The organism is Micromonospora sp. NPDC048947, assembly GCF_040649495.1.
Taxonomy (GTDB): Bacteria; Actinomycetota; Actinomycetes; order Mycobacteriales; family Micromonosporaceae; genus Micromonospora; species Micromonospora alfalfae.
Map to the genome: position 1 here is coordinate 1 of NZ_JBEZFO010000005.1, position 25,086 is coordinate 25,086.

Below are 25,086 nucleotides of genomic sequence, written 5' to 3' on the forward strand. Positions count from 1 at the left end.
AGGTACCCCGGGGATAACAGGCTGATCTTCCCCAAGAGTCCATATCGACGGGATGGTTTGGCACCTCGATGTCGGCTCGTCGCATCCTGGGGCTGTAGCAGGTCCCAAGGGTTGGGCTGTTCGCCCATTAAAGCGGTACGCGAGCTGGGTTTAGAACGTCGTGAGACAGTTCGGTCCCTATCCGCCGTGCGCGTAGGATACTTGAGAAGGGCTGTCCCTAGTACGAGAGGACCGGGACGGACGAACCTCTGGTGTGCCAGTTGTCCTGCCAAGGGCACGGCTGGTTAGCTACGTTCGGAAGGGATAACCGCTGAAAGCATCTAAGCGGGAAGCCTGCTTCAAGATGAGGTATCCCACCCACTTTGTGGGGTAAGGCCCCCAGCTAGACGACTGGGTTGATAGGCCGGAAATGTAAGCCCGGTAACGGGTTCAGTTGACCGGTACTAATAGGCCGAGGACTTGACTACTAAGCTGCTACGCGTCCACTGTGCAACTCTGAACAAGCGAACACCCGTGTAGTGGTGCCGGGGTTGTTTGATATGTTCATAGAGTTACGGCGGTCATGGCGGAGGGGAAACGCCCGGTTACATTCCGAACCCGGAAGCTAAGCCCTCCAGCGCCGATGGTACTGCACTCGTGAGGGTGTGGGAGAGTAGGACGCCGCCGGACAATCTTTCAGAATGGGCCACCCCCGACAGGGGGTGGCCCATTCTGCATTTCCCTTTTTCCTTGCATGAGCGCCCCCGTTCCTCTGACATCCCGGCGGGACGGCCGGCGAGGCCGGGAACAGGGGGCCCGACGTCAAGGTCACGCTGGATCCTGGTTGTAGTGGTGTCCGCGCCTCGTGAGGCCACTACAACCAGGATGTTGCGCGATCTTGCGGCCACCCAGGCAGCCGACCCGCGGGTCGGTGGTCCAGTGCGGGGGAGCCGCGGTGACCGGTCAGTCTCGGGTCTGCATACCGTCGCGGAGGGTGCGCAGCAGGCCACCGGCGTCGCCGACCGACCGGCCCGGGAACATTGCCATCACCACGCTGCCGTGGTCGGCCCAGCCGCACACCGCGAAGTCCCCGCCCTCGCCGCTGGTGCTGCCACACTTCAGCACCCCGCCGAGGTCACCTGCGGGCAGCTCCCGCAGACCGTTCACCGCACCGGTCTCGTCAGACATCAGGCGGAAGAGGCTGTCCAGGTCCCGTTCCGGCTGCCAGAGCAGTGTGGTGCCCCCGAAGATGAGCACGGAGCGCTTGTCGTCGGCCGGGTCGCGGTAGACAGTGCCGAAACTGCGGTCCAGTTCGATGTTCGCCGCCAGACCGCTGCGTAGATAGTCGGCGGTGCTCTTCGCCCGCTCGCTGTCGTCGCGGGTCAGACCAGCCACCCGATCGGGTGACGCCAGTTGGGTGTCCTTCTGCTGCGCCACCCGCCACCCAGCGACACCCAGCACGCCGGCTCCGGCGAGACCTACCACCAGAGCGACCGTCCAACCGATCTTGCGGCGGCGTGACCAGCCGCTGGACCGCTCGTCGGGGTCGCCTCCAGAGTCCCGCGTGCTCAGCTGGATCGGCTCTTCGGTCAGCTCGACCGGCTCGCGGCCGCCATCGCGCGACCGCTCGGTGAGATGTGCGTCGGACATAGCCGACACCGTACGCGAACGGCAGGTGGCGCACGTCAGGTCTGCGGAAGCCCTCCGTAGACTTGTCCGGTGACCGAGAGACTGGATGCCCGACGCCCCGACGCCCCGACCCTTGCCGGCCAGTACCAGCCCGGTGAGGTAGAGCAGCGACGGTACGAGCAGTGGGTAGCCGGCGGGCACTTCCGGGCCTCCGCCGACAGCGACAAGCCCCCCTTCACCATCGTCATCCCGCCGCCGAACGTCACCGGCTCGCTGCACATGGGCCACGCGTTCGAGCACACGCTGATGGACGCGTTGACCCGGCGTAAGCGGATGCAGGGCTTCGAGGCGCTGTGGCTGCCGGGCATGGACCACGCCGGCATCGCCACCCAGAACCTGGTCGAGCGTCAGCTCGCCGCCGAAGGGCTGTCCCGGCACGATCTCGGCCGGGAGAAGTTCGTCGAGCGGGTCTGGCAGTGGAAGGCCGAGTCCGGAGGCGCCATCCTCGGCCAGATGCGCCGCCTCGGCGACTCCGTCGACTGGGACCGCGAGCGCTTCACCATGGACGAGGGGTTGACCCGCGCCGTCCAGACGATCTTCAAGAAGCTGTTCGACGACGGCCTGATCTACCGGGCCAACCGGATCATCAACTGGTGTCCGCGCTGCCTCACCGCGCTCTCCGACATCGAGGTCGAGCACACCGACGACGACGGCGAGCTGATCTCGATCCGCTACAGCGACGAGGTCGTGGTGGCCACCACCCGGGCCGAGACGATGCTCGGCGACACCGCAGTGGCGGTGCACCCCGACGACGAGCGCTACCAGCACCTGATCGGCACCGAGGTCGAGCTGCCGTTGACCGGCCGCCGGATCCCGATCGTCGCCGACGCGCACGTCGACCCGTCCTTCGGCACCGGCATGGTCAAGGTGACGCCGGCGCACGACCCGAACGACTTCGAGATCGGCCAGCGGCACGACCTGCCCGCGCTGACAGTGATGGACGAGCGCGGCGTGATCACCGTGCCCGGCCCGTTCGAGGGGTTGGACCGGTTCGAGGCGCGGCCGGCGATCGTGGCGGCGCTGCGGGAGCAGGGCCTTATCGTCGCCGAGAAGCGCCCGTACGTGCACGCGGTCGGGCACTGCTCGCGGTGCAAGACCACAGTCGAGCCGCGGCTGTCGCTGCAGTGGTTCGTCAACACCGCCCCGCTGGCCCAGGCCGCGGGTGACGCGGTGCGCGACGGCCGGGTGCGCATCGAGCCGGCCGAGCTGGCGAAGCGCTACTTCGCCTGGGTCGACAACATGCACGACTGGTGCATCTCCCGCCAGCTGTGGTGGGGGCACCGCATCCCGGTCTGGTACGGCCCGGCGGGCGAGATCGTCTGCGTCGGCCCCGACGAGGCGCCGCCGACCGGCGAGGGCTGGCACCAGGACGAGGACGTCCTGGACACCTGGTTCTCCAGCGGCCTGTGGCCGTTCTCCACCCTGGGCTGGCCCGAGCAGACCCCGGACCTGGCGAAGTTCTACCCGACCAGCGTGCTGGTCACCGGGTACGACATCCTGTTCTTCTGGGTCGCCCGGATGATGATGTTCGGCCTCTACGCGATGGACGGCCGGCCGCCCTTCGACGTGGTCGCGCTGCACGGCATGGTCCGTGACCAGTTCGGCAAGAAGATGTCGAAGTCGTTCGGCAACGTGGTCGACCCGTTGGACTGGATCGACAGGTACGGCGCTGACGCCACCCGGTTCACCCTGGCGCGGGGCGCGAACCCCGGCCAGGACGTCCCGGTCAGCGAGGAGTGGTGCCAGGGCTCCCGCAACTTCTGCAACAAGCTCTGGAACGCCACCCGGTTCGCGCTGATGAACGGCGCGCACACCACTGGCGACCTGCCGCCGGTCGAGCAGCTCTCCACCGTCGACAGGTGGATCCTGTCCCGGTTGGCGCACGTCACCGCCGAGGTCGATGAGCAGTTCGAGGCGTACGAGTTCGCCAAGGTGTGCGACCTGCTGTACCACTTCGCCTGGGACGACGTCTGTGACTGGTACGTCGAGCTGAGTAAGCCGGTGCTCGCCGAGGGCGGTGAGCGCGCGGAGGCCAGCCGTCGGGTGCTCGGGCACGTGCTCGACCAGCTGCTGCGGCTGCTGCACCCGGTCATCCCGTTCGTCACCGAGGAGCTGTGGCTCGCGTTGACCGGCGGCGAGACGGTGCAGGCCGCCGCCTGGCCGGTGGCCGACCGGTCGCTGATCGACGACGCCGCCGAGGCCGAGCTGGTCGGCGTGCAGCGGGTGGTCACCGAGATCCGCCGGTTCCGTTCCGACCAGGGGCTGCGGCCCACGCAGCGGGTGGCTGCCCGCCTGGACGGGCTGTCCGGCGCGGGTATCGCTGCGCACGAGCCGCTGATCCGCTCGCTGGTCCGGTTGGATCCGGCCGGTGACGACTTCCAGGCCAGTGCCACGTTGGCCATGCCCGGCGCCGTCGGTGTCGCGTTGGACACCCGGGGGTCGATCGACGTGGCCGCCGAGCGGGCCCGGCTGACGAAGGACCGCGCGGCAGCCGAGAAGGAGGTCGCGCAGGCCCGGGCGAAGCTCGACAACCCTGCCTTCATCGGCAAGGCCCCCGAGCCGGTGGTCGCGAAGATCCGCGACCGGCTCGCCACCGCCGAGGCCGACCTGGTCCGGATCGACGCTGCTCTGGAGATACTGCCCTCGTGACCGACCGTACCGAATTCGCCGCCGTCGAGGCCGAGCTGAACGCCCGCGGCTTCACCCGCATGGTCTTCGAGCTGGACCGGATCGAGTCGCTGCTCGACCTGCTCGGCAGCCCGCAGCGGGCGTACCCGGCGATCCACCTGACCGGCACCAACGGCAAGACCTCCACCGCGCGGATGATCGACTCGCTGTTGCGGGCGCACGGGCTGCACACCGGGCGGTACACCAGCCCGCACCTGGAGACCGTCCGGGAGCGGATCAGTCTGGACGGGGAGCCGGTCAGCGAGGAACGGTTCGCGTCGGTGTACCGGGAGATCAAACCGTTGGCCGAGCTGGTCGACGCGCGGTCGGACGAGCCGTTGACGTACTTCGACATGACCACCGCGCTGGCGTTCGCCACCTTCGCCGACGCGCCGGTCGACATCGCTGTCGTCGAGGTGGGCCTCGGCGGTGCCGAGGACGCCACCAACGTCCTCCAGGCCGGGGTCTGTGTGATCACCCCGATCGGGCTGGACCACACCGAGTGGCTCGGTGACACGCTCCAGGACATCGCGCTGGCCAAGGCCGGCATCATCCACCCGGGGGCCACGGTGATCTCGGCGGCCCAGGAGGAGGAGGCCGCCGGCCCCCTCCTCGAACGCTGCGCCGAGGTCGGGGCCACCATCGCCCGGGAGGGCGGCGAATTCGGCGTGCTGGGTCGGGCGGTCGCTGTCGGCGGCCAGGTGCTCACCCTCCAGGGGCTGGGCGGCGTGTACGACGACGTGTTCATTCCGCTGCACGGTGCCCACCAGGCGCAGAACGCGGCAATGGCGCTCGCCGCCGTGGAGGCGTTCCTGGGCGCTGGGGCTCGACGTCAACTGGACATCGAGGCGGTCCGGGAGGGCTTCGCCTCGACCAGTTCCCCGGGTCGGCTGGAGCGGGTCCGTAACGCGCCGACCATCCTGCTGGACGGCGCGCACAACCCGCACGGTATGAAGGCCACAGTCACCGCCCTCCAGGAGGAGTTCGCCTTCAGCAAGCTGGTGGCCGTGATCGGCGTACTGGCCGACAAGGACGCGGAAGCGCTGCTGGAGCTGCTGGAGCCGGTGGTCGACCAGGTGGTGGTCACCCGCAACAGCTCGCCACGGGCGATGCCGACGGAGGAACTCGCCGCGCTGGCCGCCGAGATCTTCGGCGATGAGCGGGTGGACTCGGCCGAGGAGATGCCGGATGCCATCGAGTTGGCTGTGGCGTTGGCCGAGGAGGACGTTCCCGGTGAGCTGAGCGGGGTCGGGGTGCTGATCACGGGGTCCGTGGTGACGGTCGCCGACGCGCGCCGGCTGCTGAAGCGATGACCAGCCCGGAGCGGGACCCGCACCCCACAGAGGACCCGACCGCCCCGCCGGTCGAGCAGCCGGCGGGGGAGGAGCCCACGGCAGGGCAGCCGCGACGCTCCGGGTTGCGCAACCCGGAGCGGGCGGTACGCGGTCTCGGTGCTGGCACGCTCAGCCTGGAGGCGCTGGTGCTGTTGCTGGCGATCCAGCCGATCCGGGTCGTCGGCGGTGGCCTCGGCGGCGCCGCGATCGGTGCGGTGGTGGCACTGGCGGTGGCTGCCGTGGTGCTCGCCGGCATGATGCGTCGGCCCTGGGCCTGGAACGCCGGCACCGTGCTCCAGGGCCTGCTGTTGCTGGGCGGCCTGCTGCACTGGTCGCTGCTCGGGTTGGGCATCATCTTCGCCCTGGTCTGGGCGTACGCGCTGCACGTTCGCCGCGTCATTCTCGGCTGACGCCGGACCCGGCCGGAGCCGTCCGAAGGTGGGCCGGGTCAGGCGTCGGCGCGTTCGCGCCACTGGGTGAGCGCGACGCCGTGGCCATCCGGGTCGCGGAAGGCAGCCGCCCACCCTTCCAGCTTGGTGCCCCTGTTGACCACCCGGGGCGCGTACGTGAAACGGACGCCCGACTCGCGCAACCGTTCGTACGCCGCCTCGATGTCGCTCACCTCAAGGTTGACGTGCACGAGTCGGCGGCTGATGGGGGCGGCCCCGGTCACCTCGCGCAGGACGATCCGGGTCGACCCGGAGGCCAGGACGGCGTTGTGGGCACCCTGGTCGACCTCGCTGAAGCCGAGCACGTCGCGGTAGAAACCGAGCGACCGGGGCAGGTCGGTGACCAGCAGGGTGAGGCCCACTCCGCTGATCGGCGCGGCCGGATCCGCGGCCGCGCCGGCGTCGAACCCGAAGATCGCCTGGTCCAGTTCCTCGTCGGTCACTGTCGTGCGTGCCGCCACGGCCGGGGCGGGATCGTCCAGCGGAAGATCGAGTGGGTCCAGCGGGTCGGTCGCGCCCGGGCCGGACCGCTGCGCGGGCGGTGGGTCGAAGCGCTGCGCGTCGGGCTGCTCGAAGCGCTGGGCGCTGGGAGGGTCGACGGGGTCCTCGGCGGGTGGGGTGGTGCTGCCGCCCTCCTCCGAAGCGTCGAACCGGTCGGCGGCGGGCTCGTCGAAGCGCTCCTCGGCAGGCGGGCGCGGCGCCGGAGTGGTCGCCCGTCGGGGCAGCCCACCGGCCTGCGGCTCGACGACGACACCCTCCAACACCACCGGGCCGCCCGGGCTCTGGTGCATCACCACGGGCTCGCGCTCCTCGGGCGCGACGCTCGGGTCGTCGCGCCGGACGTCGATGCGCGAAGGGTCGGTGCGCAGCGGGTCACCGACCGGGTCGCGGAACGGGTCACCGACCGGGTCCCGGAAGGGGTCACCAACCGGGTCGCGGAAGTCGTCGCGGAGGTCGTCGTCGGGTGCGCGGTCGGCCCACGGCGGCGCGTCCTGCTGGATCAACAGCTCGTCCATCGCCTCCGCGTCGGCGAACTCCGGCGGAAGATCGGCGACGGCAGCGGCGGTCTCGGCATGGGTGAGCACCTCGTCCCAGAGGACCTTGACGTGCCGCTGGTCGTCCAGTGCGACCCGGATCGGCAGGGTCTGGCCCAGCGACGGCCACTTGGAGACCGGCACCCTCGGCTCAATGATCTTCTTGGACCGCGGCGGCAGACCAGGGGCGTCAATCACCAGTTGCAGTTCGCAGCGGCCGAACGCGTACTGGGTGGGTGGTTCGGAGGCGCTGTGCACGTGCCCCACGCCGACGACCCACGTGCGACCGCCGCCGCGTACGGTCGCCAGCGCGATCGCCAGCACCAGCAGGGCGACCCCGAGAGCCACGATGGCCCAACTCGTCATGCCGAGGCCGAACAGGACGACGAACGTGGCCACGGTGCCCAGCACCGCGCCGATCAGCTTGCGTACCGGCGCGATGGGTCGGTTCCCGCCATTCGCCACAGTGGACCTCCCGGGGTCAGGACCAGGCTAGGCCGAATCGGCCACCGGGGGAAAGACCGGCCGCCGCGCCGGCGCCGGGACCGGGTCGCTAGGCTGACCGTACCGATCCCGAGCGTTCAGCGCGTACAGGAGGAACCCAGCGTGTCCAGCAACAGCCCGGATGAGCGCAGCCTCGTTCTGATCAAGCCCGACGCGGTCCGCCGCGGCCTGGTCGGCGAGGTCCTCTCCCGCTTCGAGCGCAAGGGGCTGCGGATCGACGCGATGGCGCACCGGACGATGGATGCCGCGCTCGCCGACGAGCACTACGCCGAGCACGTCGACAAGGCGTTCTACCCGCCGCTGAAGGACTTCATGACCGGCGGTCCGCTGGTCGCTCTGGTGCTCTCCGGCGACCAGGTCATCGACGTGGTCCGCGGGCTGGTCGGCGCCACCGACGGACGCAAGGCCGTCGCCGGCACCATCCGGGGTGACCTGTCGCTGTCCAACCGGGAGAACCTGGTGCACGCCTCCGACTCGACGGACAGCGCCAAGCGCGAGATCGCGCTCTGGTTCCCCGAGCTGGGCTGACGTCCACCGGCCCGGGGTCGACGACGACGCCCGGGTTCAGCCGACCGCCGGCACCTTCGCCGGGTTGCCGACCACGTAGATCCCGGTGATCCGTCCGTCGGCCGCGGCGATGGTCAGCGTGTACCGACTGCCGTCCGCGCGGGTGATCAGCATCGCCGGCTCCCCGTTGAGCTCGACCGGATCCATCGCGACCCGGTGACGCGGGCCGTAGACCCCGGCGTAGAACCGGGCGATCCGGTCCGCGCCGGTGACCGGGTTGAGGGCGGCCCGCACCCGACCGCCGCCGTCGTTCCACGCTGTGACGTCGGCGGCCACCAGGTCGGTGAGCCTCGCCAGGTCACCGTCGCGGGCGGCGGCGAGGAACGCGTCAAGCAGCCGCTCCCGCTCCGGGCGGCTGGCGGTGAACCGACGCTGCTCCTGCCGTACCCGCGCGGTCGCCCGGTGGTGCAGCTGCCGACAGTCGGCGACGGACCGGTCCAGGATCTCGGCGATCTCGGTGTACGGCAGGTCGAAGGCCGTGTGCAGGACGTACACCGCCCGTTCCGGCGGGGTGAGCCGCTCCAGGACGTGCAGCAACGCGGTGGAGAGCGAGTCGCGCAACTCCGCGCGGTCCAACGGCCCGAACGGCGATGGCGCGGTCGGGACCGGCTCGGGCAGCCAGGTGCCGACGTACGTCTCGCGGGCCGCCTGCCGGGCTCGCAGCCGGTCCATCGCCAGCCGGGTGACCACCCGGGACAGGTACCGGCGTGGTTCCTCCACCGCCGACCGGTCCACGCCGAGCCAGCGCAGGTACGCCTCCTGGAGCACGTCCTCCGCGTCGTGTCGGCTGCCGAGCAGGCGGTAGGCGAGCCCAAGCAGCATCGGCCGATGCGCCTGGAGCGCATCGGCCGCCTCTGCTGCCTCGGTCGTCACACCTGCGCCGGGGGCTCCGTGTGCGTCGTCACGGCGATACGATTCCACACGTTGATTGTGGCGATCGCGAGGACCAGATCGGCCAGTTCCTTCTCCGACCAGACCTTCGCGGCGGCGTCCCACACCTCGTCCGACACTCCGTGCTCGCCGAGCCGGGTGACCGCGTCGGTGAGCGCCAGCGCGGTTTGTTCCCGCTCGTCGAAGAACGACAGCGCCTCCCGCCAGGCGGCCACCGCGAACAGCCGCCGGCTCGACTCGCCGGCGGCGAGGGCGTCGCGGCTGTGCATGTCGACGCAGTACGCGCAGCCGTTCAGCATCGACGCCCGCAGCTTGACCAGCTCCAGCACTGTGTGGTCGACGTTCGCCTGGACGTACTTCTCCAGGCCCGACACGGCCTGGTATCCCTGCGGCGCGACCTCGAAGAGCCTCATTCGTTGCATGACCAACTCCCTGTTCGATCCGACACCGCTACGACGGTCCGACCGGGGCCGGCCGTGACAACCGTCGTGGTGACCCCGGTCACGCGTGGTGGGCCGGCCGCCGGCGTTCCGGCCGGACAACAGGCGTTCGGGCGCCGGTCATCCGGGCCGCCGATCGCGGTCATCTCCGCCCGGTAGACCGACGGGGTCAACCCATGACCGGGAGGAACAATGACCGAGCTTGATCGACGTACCCTGCTGCGGGCCGGCCTGGTGGTCGGCGCCGGAGTCGCCGGCGGCACCCTGCTGGGCGGCGCTGGCGCGAACGCCGCCCCGGCCTGGCGCCCGGCCGCGCGCCCGGTGCTCACCCACGGCGTGCAGAGCGGTGACGTGACAGCGGACTCCGCGCTGGTCTGGACGCGGGCCGACCGGCCGGGCCGGATGCTGGTCGAGGTGAGCCGCCGGCCGGACTTCCGGGGGGCGCGCGAGCTGCGCGGCCCGGTGCTCACCCCCAACGGCGACTTCACCGGCAAGGTCCGGCTGCGGGGGCTGCCGGACGCCGAGCGTCTGCACTACCGGGTCCGGGTGGAGAGCCTGGAGCGGCACGGAGTGGTCAGCGAGCCGCTGACCGGGACGTTGACCACGGCGCCGGGCCGGCACCGGCGCGGCGACGTGACGTTCGTCTGGACCGGCGACATCGTCGGGCAGGGCTGGGGGATCGACCCGAGCTTCGGTGGGATGTCGATCTTCCGGGCGATGCGGGAGGCCCGGCCCGACTTCTATCTGTGCAGCGGTGACACGGTGTACGCCGACGGCCCGCTTGTCGAGTCGGTGACCCTGCCCGACGGGCGGATCTGGCGCAACGTGGTGACGCCGGAGAAGAGCAAGGTCGCCGAGACGCTCACCGAGTACCGGGGGCAGTACGCGTACAACCTGATCGACGAGCATCTGCGGGCGTTCAACGCGGCGGTCCCGCAGATCAACCAGTGGGACGACCACGAGGTCCTCAACAACTGGTACCCCGGTGAGATTCTGGACGACCCGCGCTACACCGAGCGGCGGGTGGACGTGCTCGCCGCCAGGGCCCGCCAGGCGTTCGGCGAGTGGCTGCCGGTGCCGGACAACGGGCCGCTGTACCGGCGGATCTCGCACGGGCCGCTGCTGGACGTGTTCGTGCTGGACATGCGGACCCACAAGGATCCGAACGACGGCAACACGTACGCCGACCCGAAGCGCGGTCTACTCGGCCGTGAGCAGCGCGAGTGGCTGATCCGGGAGCTGAAGCGGTCCACGGCGACCTGGAAGGTGATCGCCAACGACCTGCCGATCGGGGTGGTGGTGCCGGACGGTCCGACCGCGCAGGAGGGTGTCGCGCAGGGTGACCCGGGCGCACCGGCCGGGCGTGAGCTGGAGTTCGCCGAGGTGCTGCGGGCCACCCACCGCGCCGGGGTGACCGGCATGGTCTTCCTCACCGCCGACGTGCACTACTCGGCCGCGCACCACTACGACCCGTCCCGGGCTGCGGTCGGCGACTTCACCCCGTTCTGGGAGTTCGTCTCCGGCCCGGCGCACGCCGGGGCGTTCGGCCCGAACGCGCTGGACGGCACGTTCGGACCGCGGGCCGCCTTCGTGCACGCCCCTCCGGTGGCCAACACCTCGCCGGCGGAGGGTTTCCAGCACTTCGGTCAGGTGTCCATCGACGGCGAGTCGGAGGCCCTGACTGTGCACCTCCGTGACCGCGACGGCGCCTCCCTCTGGAGCACCACCCTCCCCGCTCCCTGATCCCACCTCGGCTCCCTCTCGGTTGATCATGGAGTTGTGGCCACGCCACGCCGTCGAGCGAGGCGAGAACTTCACGGTCAACCGAGGGGGGTTGGTGTTGCCAGCGCCGGTTGGGCCGGGCAGGCCGAACAGCTCCCCGTTACCGACCGTCAGGTCGACGCCGCGGACTGCCCGGACCTCACGGCGCTGGGGTCGTGACCATCCCGGGGCGGCTGCGGCACCTGCGGCTCACCCCGACCGCCTCGATCGCGTGTTCGATCGAGATCCGCAGGCTAGGAGTGCCGGGAACGGGTGGGAAACGGATTCGGATCGAGCCGAATGCTCACGCCGAGGCGCTCGTCGGCTCGTCACCAACGAGCTGTACCAGAGCCAGGCCGGCCGGTTCCAGGCCGTACAACACCCGCCGGCCCACCCGGCGGCGGTGCACCACGCCGGCGGCCAGCAGCGCGGAGAGCTGCTCCGACACGGTGCTCGGGGCGAGCCCCAAGGTCGCCGCGAGGCCAGCGGTGGTGGCCGGCCTCGCCAGCGCCCGCAGCACCTGGGCACGACCACGGCCGACAAGCACCGCCAGGCGATCCGTGGCCGGTGTCGTCCGGGGCGCCGAGGCGGGCCCACCCTCGGCCAGCACCACCGCCCCGCGCGCCTGGTAGGAGACGGCGATGATCTCCGGATGGTCGGTGGCGCAGATGAGCGCTCCCTGCGAGAAGATCAGGGGAAGCAGCAACAGCCGCTGGTTCACCGCGGTGAACTGCTGCTCCGACGGCTTCACCAGCGTCAGCACCGGCTTCTTCCAGCGCACCCGTTCGTGCAGGTCGGTCAGCAGCGCGTCCGGACCGTACGCGGCGAGAGCCCGCGCCCGGTGCAGCACCTCCTCGTCCAGCGCCGCCTGCATCGCCGACCACCACGGCGCGATGGCCGCGTCCCAGTACGCCTCGATGCCGTCGGCGAGCCGGTCCAGGGCGGCCCGCCGGTCCGTGACGAATGGGCCGAGCCACTCCGGCAGGTCGTCCGGGTGGTAGTAGTGGGGGATCTGCTCGGCGATCACTTCGGCCGGCGTCGCGCGCAGTTCGGCGAGCTGTTCGGCAAGGGTCGGCGCGGCCGACGTGGGGATCGGGCTGAGGAAGTCCGGTGCGGGTAGGCCGATGGTCAGCAGCCGGGCCGGCGCGGCCGCCGGCACCTCGTCGAGCACCCGCCGTGCGTGCCGCGCCCAGGCCGTGTACGGCCAGGGTGCCTCCACCGGATGGCGGTGCAGCACGAACAGGCTGGTCAGCACCTCCCACAGGGGGCTGGTGGCGATCCGGGTGCGGGACAGCGTCGGTTCGTCCAACTCGATCCGGATCACCCGGCCAGCCTAGGGTGTGCCGGCGTGGGTCATCACTCGAAGGCGCGGCGGTCGGCGCGTCGAGTATCGTTGGACCCCGTAAGGCGATGACCCGGCCATCACCGGTGAGCCTCCGGAAGAACAGCCGGGTGACCGGCCCAGTAGAACCGGACGGGTGCGGCCCGTCACAGCCGACAATGAGCGGGCGGTCGATCCTGACCGCCAAGCGGGGTGGTACCGCGGGCCACCCGGGAGCGCCGTTCCTGGCGTACCCCGGAAGGTTCGTCCTCGCAGTCCCACGTTGAGTGAGCTGCACGAGGAGAGCGACCCCCGATGGCCTATCCGTTGCACGACCCGACCGCCGCCGGTGTACCGGCGAGCCCGGACCTGCCCGCGGTCGAGCGCCGGGTGCTGGAGCACTGGACGGCCGACAAGACCTTCGAGGCCAGCATCGAGGCCCGCCCCGCCGGCACGGACGGCAAGAACGAGTACGTCTTCTACGACGGCCCGCCGTTCGCCAACGGCCTGCCGCACTACGGTCACCTCTTCACCGGCTACGTCAAGGACGTGGTGCCGCGCTACCAGACCATGCGCGGTCGGCACGTCGAGCGGCGCTTCGGCTGGGACTGCCACGGCCTGCCCGCCGAGGTGGTGGCCGAGAAGCAGCTCGGCATCACCAGCAAGGCGGAGATCATCGACCTGGGCGTGGACCGGTTCAACGAGGCCTGCCGTACCTCGGTGCTGGAGTTCACCCAGGACTGGGAGCGGTACATCAACCGGCAGGCCCGCTGGGTCGACTTCACGAACGACTACAAGACCCTCGACCTGGACTACATGGAAAGCGTCATGTGGGCCTTCAAGACCCTGCACGACAAGGGTCTGATCTACGAGGGCTTCCGGGTGCTGGCGTACTGCTGGCGCTGTGAGACGCCGCTGTCGAACACCGAGACCCGGATGGACGACGTCTACCGGGACCGGCACGACCCCACCCTGTCGGTGTGGTTCGAGCTGACCGCCGACGAGTCCGCGCCGGAGCTGGTGCGCGGGCCGGTCAAGCTGGGCGTCTGGACCACCACGCCGTGGACCCTGCCGTCGAACCTGGCGCTCGCCGTCGGGCCCGACATCGAGTACGCGGTGCTCGAACGCGACGGCGACCGCTACCTGGTGGGGGCGGCGCGGCTGGCCGCGTACGCCAAGGAGCTGGAGGGCTACGAGCAGGTCGGCACGGTGTACGGCCGGGACCTGGTCGGACGTCGCTACACGCCGCTGTTCGACTTCCTCGTCGAGCAGGCCGGGGAGAACGCCTACCAGGTGCTCGGCGCGGAGTTCGTCACCACCGAGGACGGCACCGGGATCGTGCACCTGGCCCCGGCCTTCGGTGAGGACGACCAGAACGTCTGCAACGCCGCCGGCATCCCCACCATCGTCACTGTGGACGACCACACCCGGTTCACCGCGCTGGTCCCGCCGTACCAGGGTGAGCAGGTCTTCGACGTCAACAAGCCGGTGATCCGGGAGCTGAAGGACCGGGGGGTGGTGCTCAAGCAGGACACCTACACCCACTCGTACCCGCACTGCTGGCGTTGCGACACCCCGCTGGTCTACAAGGCGGTGTCGTCGTGGTTCGTCGCGGTGACGCAGTTCCGGGACCGGATGGTCGAGCTGAATCAGGAGATCAACTGGACGCCCGGCCACATCAAGGACGGCTCGTTCGGCAAGTGGCTGGCCAACGCCCGGGACTGGTCGATCAGCCGGAACCGGTTCTGGGGCTCGCCGATCCCGGCGTGGAAGTCCGACGATCCGAACTACCCCCGCCTGGACGTCTACGGTTCGCTCGCCGACATCGAGCGGGACTTCGGCGTACACCTGACCGACCTGCACCGGCCGGCGGTGGACGACCTGGTCCGCCCCAACCCGGACGACCCGACCGGGCAGTCGATGATGCGTCGGGTGCCGGAGGTGCTGGACTGCTGGTTCGAGTCCGGATCGATGCCGTTCGCCCAGGTGCACTACCCGTTCGAGAACGCCGACTGGTTCGAGCACCACTACCCGGGTGACTTCATCGTCGAGTACATCGGGCAGACCCGCGGCTGGTTCTACACCATGCACGTGCTGGCCACCGCGCTGTTCGACAGGCCGGCGTTCCGCAACTGCCTGAGCCACGGCATCCTGCTCGGCTCGGACGGGCGCAAGATGTCCAAGAGCCTGCGCAACTACCCGGACGTCTACCACGTCTTCGACGCGTACGGCTCGGACGCGATGCGCTGGATGCTGATGTCCTCGCCGGTGCTGCGCGGTGGGGACATGGCGGTCACCGAAGCGGGCATCCGCGACGCCGTCCGGCAGGTGCTGCTGCCGCTGTGGAACGTGTGGTACTTCTTCACGCTCTACGCCAACGCCGACGGGTACCAGGCCCGGCGGCGTACCGACTCCACCCACCTGCTCGACCGGTACGTGCTGGCGAAGACGAACGAGCTGGTGTCCACCGTCGGCGCGCAGATGGACGCGTACGACATCTCCGGTGCCTGCGCCACAGTCCGGTCCTACCTGGACGCGTTGACCAACTGGTACGTGCGCCGGTCCCGGGACCGGTTCTGGTCGGGTGACGCCAACGCCTTCGACACCCTGTCGACGGTGCTGGAGACCCTCTGCCGGGTGGTGGCGCCGCTCGCGCCGCTGACCGCGGAGGAGATCTGGCGTGGCCTGACCGGGGAGCGTTCGGTGCACCTGACCGACTGGCCGGAGGCGAGCGAGTTCCCGGCCGACCACGACCTGGTCGCCGCGATGGACAACGTGCGAGCGGTCGCCTCGGCGGCGCTGTCGCTGCGCAAGGCCAAGGGGCTGCGCGTGCGACTGCCGCTGTCGAAGCTGACTGTGGCCTCGCCGGCCGCGGAGCAGCTGCGGCCGTTCGCCGACCTGGTCGCCGACGAGGTCAACGTGAAGGCCGTGGAGTTCAGCGCGGAGCTGTCCGCGTACTGCGAGCAGGTGTTGACGGTGGTGCCCCGGGCGCTCGGCCCGCGGGTCGGCAAGCAGGTGCAGCAGGTGATCAAGGCGGTCAAGGCGGGCGAGTGGGAGCTGGTCGGCGGCGCCCCGGTGGCCGCCGGCGTCACCCTCGCCGAGGGTGAGTACGAGTTGCGCCTGGTCGCCGCCGACGCCGAGCACTCCGCGCCGCTGCCCGGCGGCGAGGGCGTGGTGGTGCTCGACACCGACGTCACAGCGGAGCTGGCCGCCGAGGGGCTGGCCCGCGACGTCGTGCGGGTGGTGCAGCAGGCCCGTCGGGAGGCCGACCTGGACGTCTCGGACCGGATCGTGGTGTCGGTGTCGGCGTCCGACGAGGTACGCGCGGCGGTGTCCGCGTACGTCGACTTCGTCTCCGCGGAGGTGCTGGCCGACTCGGTCGACTTCGTCGAGGGTCCGGACGGCTCCGCCGTCGAGGGTCCGGACGGCTCTGCCGTCGAGGGCCTGGAGGGCTTCGCTGGCGAGGTCGGCGATGGTGAGCGGGTAACGGTGGTCGTCCGCCGGGTATAACGGACCATCGCCAGGGTGCGGGCGCCTCACCACCTCCGTCCGGGAGGTGTGGAGGCGTCCGCTACCGTGACACCGCCTGTTCGCACCTGATCTGCCGGAGGACCAGTGCCCCTGCTCTACACCATCGGCAAGCTCACCGTGGCGCCCACGCTGCGGTTGGCGTTCCGCCCGACCGTGGAGGGGCTGGAACACGTGCCGGAGACCGGCGGTGCGATCTTCGCCGGCAACCACCTCTCGGTGGCCGACGAGTTGTTCCTCGGCACTGTCGTGCCCCGGCACCTGGCGTTCTGGGCCAAGTCGGAATATTTCAAGGGCGCCGGCGTGAAGGGTGCGATCTCCAAGTTCGTCCTCACCGGCCTGGGCGCGATCCCGGTCGAGCGGGCCGGTGGCCGGGCGGCGCTGTCCGCGTTCGACGCGGCGATCCCGGCGCTCAAGGGTGGTGACCTGGTGGTGGTCTACCCGGAGGGCACCCGCTCGCCGGACGGCAAGCTCTACCGGGGGCGGACCGGCGCGGCTCGGCTGGCGATCTCGGCCGGTGTGCCGATCATCCCGGTCGGCATGATCGGCACGGACAAGGCGCAGCCGATCGGTGCCCGGGTGCCCCGGCCGGGCACTGCCAAGATCACGGTTCGATTCGGCAAGCCGCTGGACTTCACCGGCCGACCGGACGACCGCACCTCGCTGCGGCAGATGACCGACGAGATGATGAGTGAGATCCAGAAGCTCACCGGCCAGGAGTACGTGCCCCGCTACGCCCCGCCGCGCGCCCACCCGGACCCGACCCGCGACGCCTGACCCCGCCGGGCGCACCCTGCCCGGCCGCGCGGCCCGAACGCCCGAATGCGGATCACCGCACCCCGGCCTGGCCGAGGTGCGGCTTCAGCCCCGCTCGGGCTGGACGATCTGGGCGCGCAGGGTGCCCAGCAGGTCGGCACTGTCGGCGACGGAGAGTCGGGTGAACACGCCGGTGGCGATGCTGCCGTGGTCGACCGACGTGCAGACGACAACGGCACTGCCGTCGGCGCTACCCACCGCGCACCGTTCGTGCCGGCCCCGCACACCGGTGTCCACGCTCTCCGGGGCATCCAACGCGTACCGCTTGGTGAGCCGGCTGATCTCGGCCTCCGCGTCCGACTCCGGGCTCAGCCGGAAGCCGGTGCCGCCGAAGACGGTCACCCGTTTGCCGCTCGTCGTGGCGTAGACGCCCGCGAACGTGTCCTCGGCCAGCCAGTGCTCCTTGCGTACCTCGTTCTCCAACTTCTGCGCGGCCTCGGTGCTGCGGCTGTCCTGCCGCAGGCTGAGGTCGTCCACCTGGACGGGCAGGGCCGCGCGTGCCGGGTACTGGGCCGAGATCGGGAACCCGTAGTAGGCGGGGCAGCCACAACAGCAGGCCAGGCTGAGCAGCAGCAGCCACGGCCAGCGGCGTCGTCGGCGGACCGGTACCGGCACGTACCCCTTGGGGGCCTGCCACCCGGGCGGCGGCGCTGGCGGTGGCGCGGTGGATCGCCGGCCCCGGCGCTGCTTCGGCACCTTCGGCGGCGCGGGTGGCGACATCGGCCGGGCCGGCACCACGGGTCCGATGGCCCGGGGTGCGCTCGGGGCGGCCGGCGGTGGCACCGGGTGCGGCCCGGCCGGGGCAGCGGGGGGCCCGGACCACTGCCTGGTGTCCGGCGGCGACGGATACGACATCGTGGGGGGCAGCGGGGGCAGTTCGGCGGAGGGCAGATCCCAGCCGCCGGTGTCCACGCCGGCCCACGGGTCGACCGGAGTCTGGTGCTCCGGCGGCCCGACGGCCACCGGCGGGGGAGGGGTTGGCTCGGCCGACTCGCCCCAGGCGGGTCGGCGAGGCAGCGGCGGTGGCACCGGGGCCGAACCGCTCCACCTGGGCGCCGGGACCTCCGCGGTCGCGGCAGGCTCCGGCTGGTCCGGGGGTTCCGGCTGGTCCGGGGGTTCCGGCTGGTCCGAGGGTTCCGGCTGGTCCGGGGATTCTGGCTGGTCCGGGGGTTCCGGCTGGTCCGAGGGTACGGGTGGGGAGGTCGGCTCGTCGGCGACCGCCGGGTCCCGCTCCGGCTCAGCGCCCGGGTTGCTCCCGTCGGCCGGCCGTGCTCCCGGCTGGGGCTCCGGCATCGCGGCAATCTCCTCTCGCGCCGAACCGAGGTTAATACCGCGCCGCCACCATCGCCGATCGGGCGTGCGCGCGATCCCCGCCGGACGAACGCGTACCCTTGGGCATCATGAGTGCCCCGTCCACGACGCCGCGCGCGGCCGCGACCAACTCTCGCGACGACTCCAGCTCGGCCCGTCAGACGCCGCGCCGCGACCTGGAGCCGTCGGTCTGGCCCCAGCTCGAGCCGCTGCTACCCCAGATCTCCAAGCCCATCCAGTACGTCGGCGGCGAGTTGGGTGCGGTCACGAAGGAGTGGGACGCGGCGACCGTGCGCTGGGCGCTGATGTATCCCGACGCCTACGAGGTGGGCCTGCCCAACCAGGGCGTGCAGATCCTCTACGAGGTGCTCAACGAGCTGCCCGACACCCTCGCCGAGCGGACGTACGCGGTCTGGCCGGACCTGGAGACGCTGATGCGCACGCACGGCGTGCCGCAGTTCACCGTCGACGCGCACCGGGCGGTGCGCGGGTTCGACGTGTTCGGCATCTCCTTCTCCACCGAGCTGGGTTACACGAACATGCTCACCGCGATCGACCTGGCCGGCATTCCGATGCTGGCCGCCGACCGCACCGACGCCGACCCGGTGATCGTGGCCGGTGGGCACGCCGCGTTCAACCCGGAGCCGATCGCCGACTTCATCGACGCCGCTGTGCTCGGCGACGGCGAGGAGGCGGTCCTGGAGATCACCGCGATCGTCCGGGAGTGGAAGGCCGAGGGCTCCCCGGGCGGCCGCGACGAGCTGCTGCTGCGGCTGGCCCGCACCGAGAGCGTCTACGTGCCGCGCTTCTACGACGTCGACTACCTGCCGGACGGCCGGATCCAGCGGGTCGTACCGAACCGGGCGGACGTGCCGTTCCGGGTGCACAAGCGCACGACGATGGACCTGGACGCCTGGCCGTACCCGAAGAAGCCCCTCGTTCCGCTGGCCGAGACGGTGCACGAGCGGTACGCGGTGGAGATCTTCCGGGGCTGCACCCGGGGTTGCCGGTTCTGCCAGGCCGGGATGATCACCCGTCCGGTGCGGGAACGGTCGATCACCACCGTCGCGCAGATGGTCCGCGAGGGCCTGGAGTTCTCCGGCTTCTCCGAGGTCGGCCTGCTGTCGCTCTCCTCGGCGGACCACTCCGAGATCGGCGACATGTGCTCGGGCCTCGCCCAGCAGTACGAGGGCACCAACGTCTCGCTGTCGCTGCCCTCGACCCGGGTGGACGCCTTCAACATCGACCTCGCGCAGGAGCTGTCCCGCAACGGGCGGCGCACCGGTCTGACCTTCGCCCCGGAGGGCGGTTCGGAGCGGATCCGCAAGGTCATCAACAAGATGGTGTCGAAGGAAGACCTGATCCGTACCGTCGTCACCGCGTACACCAACGGCTGGCGGCAGGTGAAGCTCTACTTCATGTGTGGCCTGCCCACCGAGACCGACGAGGACGTCCTCGAGATCGCCGAGATGGCCCACGAGGTGATCCGGGCCGGCCGGGCCGCGACCGGCTCCAAGGACATCCGGTGCACGGTCTCCATCGGCGGGTTCGTGCCGAAGCCGCACACCCCGTTCCAGTGGGCCGCGATGGACCGTCCGGAGGTCATCGACCACCGGCTCAAGATCCTCAAGCAGGCCATCAACGCGGACCGCTCGCTGGGTCGGGCCATCGGCTACCGGTACCACGACGGCGAGCCGTCGCTCATCGAAGGCCTGCTCTCCAGGGGTGACCGCCGTGTCGGTTCGGTCATCCGCAAGGTCTGGGAGAACGGCGGCCGGTTCGACGGGTGGAGCGAGCACTTCTCGTACCAGCGCTGGGTGGACGCGGCGGCCGAGACGCTGCCCGCCTTCGGGGTGGACCTCGACTGGTACACCACCCGTCAGCGCGACGAGCTGGAGGTCCTGCCCTGGGACCACCTCGACTCGGGCCTGGACAAGGACTGGCTCTGGCAGGACTGGCAGGATTCGTTCAGCGAGTTCGAGCAGGACGACTGCCGGTGGACGCCCTGCTTCGACTGCGGCGTCTGCCCATCGATGGACACCGAGATCCAGATCGGCCCCACCGGCAAGAAGCTGCTGCCGCTCACCCCGCTGGGCGGCAACGGCATGAAGGTCCCGTCGGGCCACTCGCACTCGCACCCCTGACCGGGTTGCCCGCGGGCAGCGCCGGCTGGCGGTGACCCACCACCCTCCACATCCGACATGTCACCCAACGGGTCCGCGTCTCGCGGGCCCGTTGGCGTTGTCCGGGTGCCCGGCCGCGCTGCGGCCGGACACCGGACCTTCCGTGATATCGGCCGTCATCTGTACCACGTGCTGGTGGCTGGGGCTGCCCCGACTAGGTCAGACTCGATACGCTGCGTCTGACATGGACCGACCCGGCGGGTCGGGGACGGGGGAGGAATCGCATGGGGAGCATCCCGCCGCCGAGTATCGGCGATCTGCAAGTCAGCGTCGAGGACCTTGACGCCGCCGCCACGTACGTCGAGCGGCTCAGGCAGTACATCGACGACACCATCAAGTACGAGATGGAACGCATCAAGGAGCGGATGAAGGGCGACAGCAACAACGCCCAGACCGTCCCTAACGGCACCCCGTTCGGCGCGTACGAGGACGCCCGCATGCAGTGGCGGGCCCTGGAAACCTCCACGGCGAACATGGAAGCGCACCTCACGACGCTCTCCCAGAAGCTCGCCGCGCTGAAGGAGGGCACCGAGGATATCGCCAAGGCGTTCCGCGACACCGAGGCGCGCAACGGCGCCAACGGCAAGGAGATCGAGCGGCTGCTGGAGTCGGCGGCGCCGCCGCCCACCGCCAGCGGCGCACCCACCTACCCGTACACGGCCTGAGGGGGACGTCATGGCTGGAGGAACCTGGGAGCGGTGCGTCCGCGAGGTGACGCTCTCCGCGGACCCGGAAACGGTCGGATCGGTCGGAGCGGGCTGGAGCAACCTCTCCAGCGGCCTGCAACAACTGCGCGACGCGCTCGTCGGGCGCTCGTTCGTCGGCCCGATCGCGACGGGCCAGGAACGCCCGCACGTCGGCGGTCTGCCCGGGATGCTCGCCGGTTGGAAGGGCAGCGGTGGTGACGCTTACCGCGAGCACCTGGGCAAGATCGGCAAGCAGATCGAGGATCTGATCACCGACGCGACGAACGTCAGTGGCGCGTTGACGCGGATCGAGGGCGACATCCGCAAGTCGGTCTCCACGATCCCGATCCCACTGATGGACGACTTCGGGTTCAACGAGTGGAGCCTGCCCAACGGCACCGAGCTCGACGATGCCCGCGACGGCGAGAGTTCGTCGGGGTTCCTCGCCGCGCTGCGCAAGGACTACCAGAGCAACCCCGGCTCGTACGCCGACGGCGCGTTCCGTGACAAGGCCGACGACCTGGAAGCGACGATGAAGGTCGACGGCCAGGCCGGTGACCAGAAGCGGGGCGGCTGGTGGGACACCGGAGCCCACCTGGACAACTGGTACCGGGACAATCAGAACGCGGCGAACAGCGCGATGGCCCCGCTGCCCCAGGCGGTCTACACGGAGCGCCCCAAGCTCACCGTCAACGGCCCGGATGCCGGAACCGAGGTCAACGACATCACCCGTGACACCCGGGTTCCGCCAACGGGGCGACCCGACACCGGTGGTGGCGACTTCGGCGGGAAGCCCGACATCGGTGGTGGCGGCCCCACGATCGGCAGCAGGCCGCCCGGCATCGGCGACACTGGCGGTCCGACGTCCACGGTGGACCCGTTCTCCCCGACCAAGCCCGGTGGGATCGGCGATGGCTCGCCCACCGGCGGCACCGGTCAGCTCACACCGCCGTCGACGGGCTCCAGCTACCCGGGTTACCCGGACGGCGATGCCGGCTACAGCAGCGGTCTGGCTGGCGCCACCCCGGGTGGCGTCGGTGGCTTGGGTGGTGGCATCGGCGGCGGCGGGGTCGGCAGCGCCGGTCTCGGTGGCGCCGGCGGTGGGTTCGGAGGCGGTGCCGGCGTCGGCTCGGCCGGTGGGATCGGTGCCGGCGGTGGCCTGGGCGGCGGTGCCGGGATCGGCGTGGGCGGTATCCCCGGCATGGTGGGTGGCGGCAACGGAAAGCTGCCGCCGATGACGAGCGCGGCGAACGCCTTGCGCACCGCCCAGGCCGCCGGCGGCGCCGGGATGGCGGGCGGCGCGCGTGGTGCGGGCGTCGGCGGCGCCGGAATGATGGGCGGCGGCATGATGGGCGGCGCGGGCGGCGCCGGGCACGGCGGTGGTACCGGCTCCGAGCACTCGTCGTGGTTGACTGAGGATGACGATCCGTGGGGTCCTGGTGACGGGGCGTCTCCGGGTGTCCTTCGATGAGGATGGACGGATGAGGGTGAACGTCGGAAGCCTCCGGTCTGTGACCGCCTGCCTGCTGGCGGGGCTCCTGGTGGTGGGGGCCGCTCAACCGGCGGCAGCCGCGCCCCGGCGGGCCGAGCAGTGGTATCTGGACGAGTTCCGGATCGACCAGGTGCACAAGATCTCGACCGGGCGGGGCGTGGTCGTGGCCGTGCTCGACAGTGGCGTCGAGGCCAGCCATCCGGACCTGCGCGGTCAGGTGCTTGCCGGTGGTCGTAGCTACGGCACCTCCGGCGACGGCCGGTCCGACGACGACGGACACGGCACGCACATAGCCGGCATCATCGCGGCGAAATCCAGCGGCGACGGGGTGGTCGGCATCGCCCCCGGTGTGAAGATCCTGCCCATCAAGATGCGCAAGGACGACGGGGTCTACAAGGGCGAGGGGATCGCCCGGGGCATCCGGATGGCCGTCGACGGCGGCGCCAAGGTGATCAACATTTCCATTAGTGGCCCGGGCCTCGCCAAGCCGGTGGAGCGGGACGCGATCAAGTACGCGTTGGACCGTGACGTCGTGGTGGTCGCCTCCGCCGGTAACACCGCCAAGGGCCACGTCGCGGTCGGAACCCCAGCCAACACCCCCGGTGTCGTCGCGGTGACCGGGACGACAAGGGGCGGAGCGTTCTGGTCCGGCTCCGTCCAGGGGCCGGAGGCGGTGGTCGCCGCTCCCGGCGACAGCGTCTACAACGTCACGAACGAGGGTGGCTACGGCTGGGGTGACGGCACCTCCGACTCCGGTGCGATCGTCTCCGGTCTGGCCGCGCTGATCCGGTCGAAGTATCCGGATCTCAATGCTCCGAGCGTGATCAACCGGATCATCCGGACCGTGCGGGACGCGGGCCCGTCCGGCCGCGATCCGCAGTACGGCTTCGGAGTGATCGACCCGATGAAGGCGCTGACCGCGAACGTGCCGGCGGTCACCGCCAACCCGCTGCTCGACCCGGCCGCGGCGCCGGTCGACCCGGGCTCGACTGCCCGTGCCGCGGGTCCGGACGAGGAGTTCGACGTCACCCAGCACGGCGATCGCGGTGGCCCGACCGACCAGCAGGTCATGGTGGTGGGCATCGGGATCGCCGTGGTGCTGGTGTTGCTGTTGGGGCTGGCGGTGTTCCTCATCTGGAACCGCCGGCGGTACCGGCGGGAGGCGGCCCGGGCCGCCGACATCCCGGACGAGGCGTTGGACCAGGCGCTCTCTGGTGCCTACCCGTCGCCGGGCGCGGGTTACGCCCCGACGTCCGGCTACCCGCCAGCCCCCGGGTACGCCCCATCCGCCGGGTATGCCGCTCCGCCCCCCGGCCAGGGCCCGCCCTCCGGCTACGGCCCGCCTCCCGGTTACGCACCGCCTCCCGGTTACGGCCCGCCGGGCGGCCCGCCGCCCGCCCCGCCGCAGGAGCGGTAACCGGTCCTGATCGTGGTGGCCGGCTGGTGACTCTTGCGGGTCACCAGCCGGCCATCGGGCTTCTCCGGCCGGTGGTCACGACCCGTACGACCATTTTGCACCCGTCTGTCGGGCCAATCGCCCCGCCCCGGCTGCGTACCGTCACGAGCCCTGCGCCAGGATGGGCGGACACGCAGGTACACCCGAGGAGCCCACGATCGCCAGAAAGCCTCAACCCGAGGGCGGCCAGGCACCGGTCGTCCAGCGCGTCCGCATCCGGTACGCCAAGCGTGGACCGCTGCGATTCACCTCGCACCGGGACTTCGCCCGGGCGTTCGAGCGCGCGCTACGCCGGGCCGCCGTGCCGGTCGCCTTCTCCCAGGGTTTCCACCCGCACCCGAAGATCTCCTACGCCAGCGCCGCGCCCACCGGGGTGGCGAGCGAGGCGGAGTACCTGGAAATCGCCCTTCAGGCGGCCGTCGACCCGGCGGCCTTGCGCGCCGCGTTGGACGCCGCGCTCTCGCCGGGGCTGGACGTCCTAGACGCCGTGATCGCCGAAGGGGGCAACCTGCCGGACCGGATCGAGGCGTCGCACTGGCACATCGAGTTGCCTGAGGTCGACACGGCGGTGCTGCGCGCTGCGGTGGACGCCTTCGTGGCGGCCGAGGAGGTGCTGGTCGAGCGGATGACCAAGCAGGGTCGACGCACTTTCGACGCCCGAGCCGCCGTGATATCGATCGATGTCCAACTGCCTACGCCGACGCCTTCCGGGGCGCCGGCCGTACCGTGTGCGATACTCGAACTGGTCGTGCGGCAGGTCACCCCGTCCGTACGGCCCGATGACGTCCTTTCCGGCCTCCGCGTGGTGGCCGACCTGGAGCCGCCGGTTTCGCCGAGGGTGACACGGCTGGCTCAGGGCACGTTGACCGCGCAGGGTGCGATCGTGGATCCGTTGGATGCGGACCGCGACGGGGCAGCCATCGTTGGGCACTGACCGACGGTCGGTGTTCTGGCAGGCAGACTTCGGCGGTCGCGCAC

The 25,086-nt window shown here is 70.9% G+C and carries 18 protein-coding genes and 2 rRNA genes; 14 read left to right on the forward strand and 6 right to left on the reverse strand.

Annotated elements, in window-relative coordinates:
- Both AB0B98_RS09165 and rrf read left to right on the forward strand, forming a co-directional pair.
- Positions 1–467: ribosomal RNA gene (locus AB0B98_RS09165) — 23S ribosomal RNA — on the forward strand; the annotation flags it as partial.
- An 85-nt stretch (positions 468–552) separates the two neighbouring features.
- Positions 553–669 (forward strand): 5S ribosomal RNA (gene rrf / locus AB0B98_RS09170).
- 273 nt (positions 670–942) lie between these two features.
- Here rrf and AB0B98_RS09175 read toward each other — a convergent pair.
- On the reverse strand, positions 943–1,629 hold the full coding sequence (locus AB0B98_RS09175) for a hypothetical protein (RefSeq protein ID WP_357361686.1): 687 nt from the start codon (positions 1,627–1,629) through the stop codon (positions 943–945).
- A 69-nt stretch (positions 1,630–1,698) separates the two neighbouring features.
- Between AB0B98_RS09175 and AB0B98_RS09180 the strand changes: the two genes are divergently transcribed.
- From AB0B98_RS09180 to AB0B98_RS09190, 3 genes are read left to right on the forward strand one after another with little or no spacing between them, the layout of a single operon-like run.
- On the forward strand, positions 1,699–4,317 hold the full coding sequence (locus AB0B98_RS09180) for a valine--tRNA ligase (protein WP_357361687.1): 2,619 nt from the start codon (positions 1,699–1,701) through the stop codon (positions 4,315–4,317).
- A complete protein-coding gene (locus AB0B98_RS09185; RefSeq protein WP_238670868.1) occupies positions 4,314–5,648 on the forward strand; it encodes a folylpolyglutamate synthase/dihydrofolate synthase family protein in 1,335 nt (444 codons plus the stop codon). Before AB0B98_RS09180 ends, AB0B98_RS09185 begins: the two co-directional genes overlap by 4 nt.
- On the forward strand, positions 5,645–6,079 hold the full coding sequence (locus tag AB0B98_RS09190) for a DUF4233 domain-containing protein (protein WP_357361688.1): 435 nt from the start codon (positions 5,645–5,647) through the stop codon (positions 6,077–6,079). The genes AB0B98_RS09185 and AB0B98_RS09190 overlap by 4 nt, the downstream gene beginning before the upstream one ends.
- 38 nt (positions 6,080–6,117) lie before the next feature.
- Here the strand turns inward: AB0B98_RS09190 and AB0B98_RS09195 are convergent, their stop codons facing one another.
- A complete protein-coding gene (locus tag AB0B98_RS09195) occupies positions 6,118–7,617 on the reverse strand; it encodes a VOC family protein (RefSeq protein WP_357361689.1) in 1,500 nt (499 codons plus the stop codon).
- Between the two features lie 141 nt (positions 7,618–7,758).
- On the opposite strand from AB0B98_RS09195, the gene ndk reads away from it, so the two are divergent.
- Positions 7,759–8,184 (forward strand): nucleoside-diphosphate kinase, encoded by a 426-nt coding sequence (ndk, locus tag AB0B98_RS09200; RefSeq protein ID WP_141910817.1) that lies wholly within the window; start codon positions 7,759–7,761, stop codon positions 8,182–8,184.
- A 36-nt stretch (positions 8,185–8,220) separates the two neighbouring features.
- Here the strand turns inward: ndk and sigJ are convergent, their stop codons facing one another.
- Both sigJ and AB0B98_RS09210 read right to left on the reverse strand, forming a co-directional pair.
- On the reverse strand, positions 8,221–9,144 hold the full coding sequence (gene sigJ, locus AB0B98_RS09205) for an RNA polymerase sigma factor SigJ (RefSeq protein ID WP_357361690.1): 924 nt from the start codon (positions 9,142–9,144) through the stop codon (positions 8,221–8,223).
- Complete coding sequence (locus AB0B98_RS09210; protein WP_238670872.1) at positions 9,093–9,536, reverse strand: carboxymuconolactone decarboxylase family protein; 444 nt, start codon at positions 9,534–9,536, stop codon at positions 9,093–9,095. Before AB0B98_RS09210 ends, sigJ begins: the two co-directional genes overlap by 52 nt.
- 210 nt (positions 9,537–9,746) lie before the next feature.
- Here AB0B98_RS09210 and AB0B98_RS09215 point away from each other — a divergent pair, with 210 nt between their 5' ends.
- The gene (locus AB0B98_RS09215) at positions 9,747–11,297 is read left to right on the forward strand and encodes an alkaline phosphatase D family protein (RefSeq protein ID WP_357361691.1); all 1,551 of its coding nucleotides are present in this window, start codon (positions 9,747–9,749) and stop codon (positions 11,295–11,297) included.
- A 322-nt stretch (positions 11,298–11,619) separates the two neighbouring features.
- On the opposite strand, the gene AB0B98_RS09220 is transcribed toward AB0B98_RS09215, so the two are convergent.
- Positions 11,620–12,639, reverse strand: coding sequence for an ArsR family transcriptional regulator (locus AB0B98_RS09220; RefSeq protein WP_238670874.1), 1,020 nt, complete (start codon positions 12,637–12,639; stop codon positions 11,620–11,622).
- A 312-nt stretch (positions 12,640–12,951) separates the two neighbouring features.
- On the opposite strand from AB0B98_RS09220, the gene ileS reads away from it, so the two are divergent.
- Positions 12,952–16,146, forward strand: a complete 3,195-nt coding sequence (gene ileS / locus AB0B98_RS09225; protein ID WP_357361692.1) for an isoleucine--tRNA ligase — start codon at positions 12,952–12,954, stop codon at positions 16,144–16,146.
- A gap of 105 nt (positions 16,147–16,251) precedes the next feature.
- Positions 16,252–16,941: a lysophospholipid acyltransferase family protein gene (locus AB0B98_RS09230; RefSeq protein WP_357361693.1), complete on the forward strand. Its 690-nt coding sequence runs from the start codon at positions 16,252–16,254 to the stop codon at positions 16,939–16,941.
- Positions 16,942–17,025: 84 nt separating this feature from the next.
- On the opposite strand, the gene AB0B98_RS09235 is transcribed toward AB0B98_RS09230, so the two are convergent.
- Positions 17,026–18,273 carry a hypothetical protein gene (locus AB0B98_RS09235; protein ID WP_357361694.1) on the reverse strand — a complete coding sequence of 416 codons (1,248 nt, stop codon included), beginning with the start codon at positions 18,271–18,273 and terminating at the stop codon, positions 17,026–17,028.
- A 107-nt stretch (positions 18,274–18,380) separates the two neighbouring features.
- On the opposite strand from AB0B98_RS09235, the gene AB0B98_RS09240 reads away from it, so the two are divergent.
- The 5 genes from AB0B98_RS09240 (at position 18,381) to AB0B98_RS09260 (ending at position 25,042) form a co-directional block, all read left to right on the forward strand.
- Positions 18,381–20,435, forward strand: coding sequence for a TIGR03960 family B12-binding radical SAM protein (locus AB0B98_RS09240; RefSeq protein ID WP_357280317.1), 2,055 nt, complete (start codon positions 18,381–18,383; stop codon positions 20,433–20,435).
- A 263-nt stretch (positions 20,436–20,698) separates the two neighbouring features.
- Positions 20,699–21,139 (forward strand): hypothetical protein, encoded by a 441-nt coding sequence (locus tag AB0B98_RS09245; protein WP_238670879.1) that lies wholly within the window; start codon positions 20,699–20,701, stop codon positions 21,137–21,139.
- Positions 21,140–21,149: 10 nt separating this feature from the next.
- On the forward strand, positions 21,150–22,631 hold the full coding sequence (locus AB0B98_RS09250; RefSeq protein ID WP_357361695.1) for a hypothetical protein: 1,482 nt from the start codon (positions 21,150–21,152) through the stop codon (positions 22,629–22,631).
- Between the two features lie 10 nt (positions 22,632–22,641).
- Positions 22,642–24,069 carry a type VII secretion-associated serine protease mycosin gene (mycP, locus tag AB0B98_RS09255; protein WP_357361696.1) on the forward strand — a complete coding sequence of 476 codons (1,428 nt, stop codon included), beginning with the start codon at positions 22,642–22,644 and terminating at the stop codon, positions 24,067–24,069.
- A 160-nt stretch (positions 24,070–24,229) separates the two neighbouring features.
- A complete protein-coding gene (locus AB0B98_RS09260; RefSeq protein WP_274526189.1) occupies positions 24,230–25,042 on the forward strand; it encodes a TIGR03936 family radical SAM-associated protein in 813 nt (270 codons plus the stop codon).
- Positions 25,043–25,086: the final 44 nt, after the last annotated feature.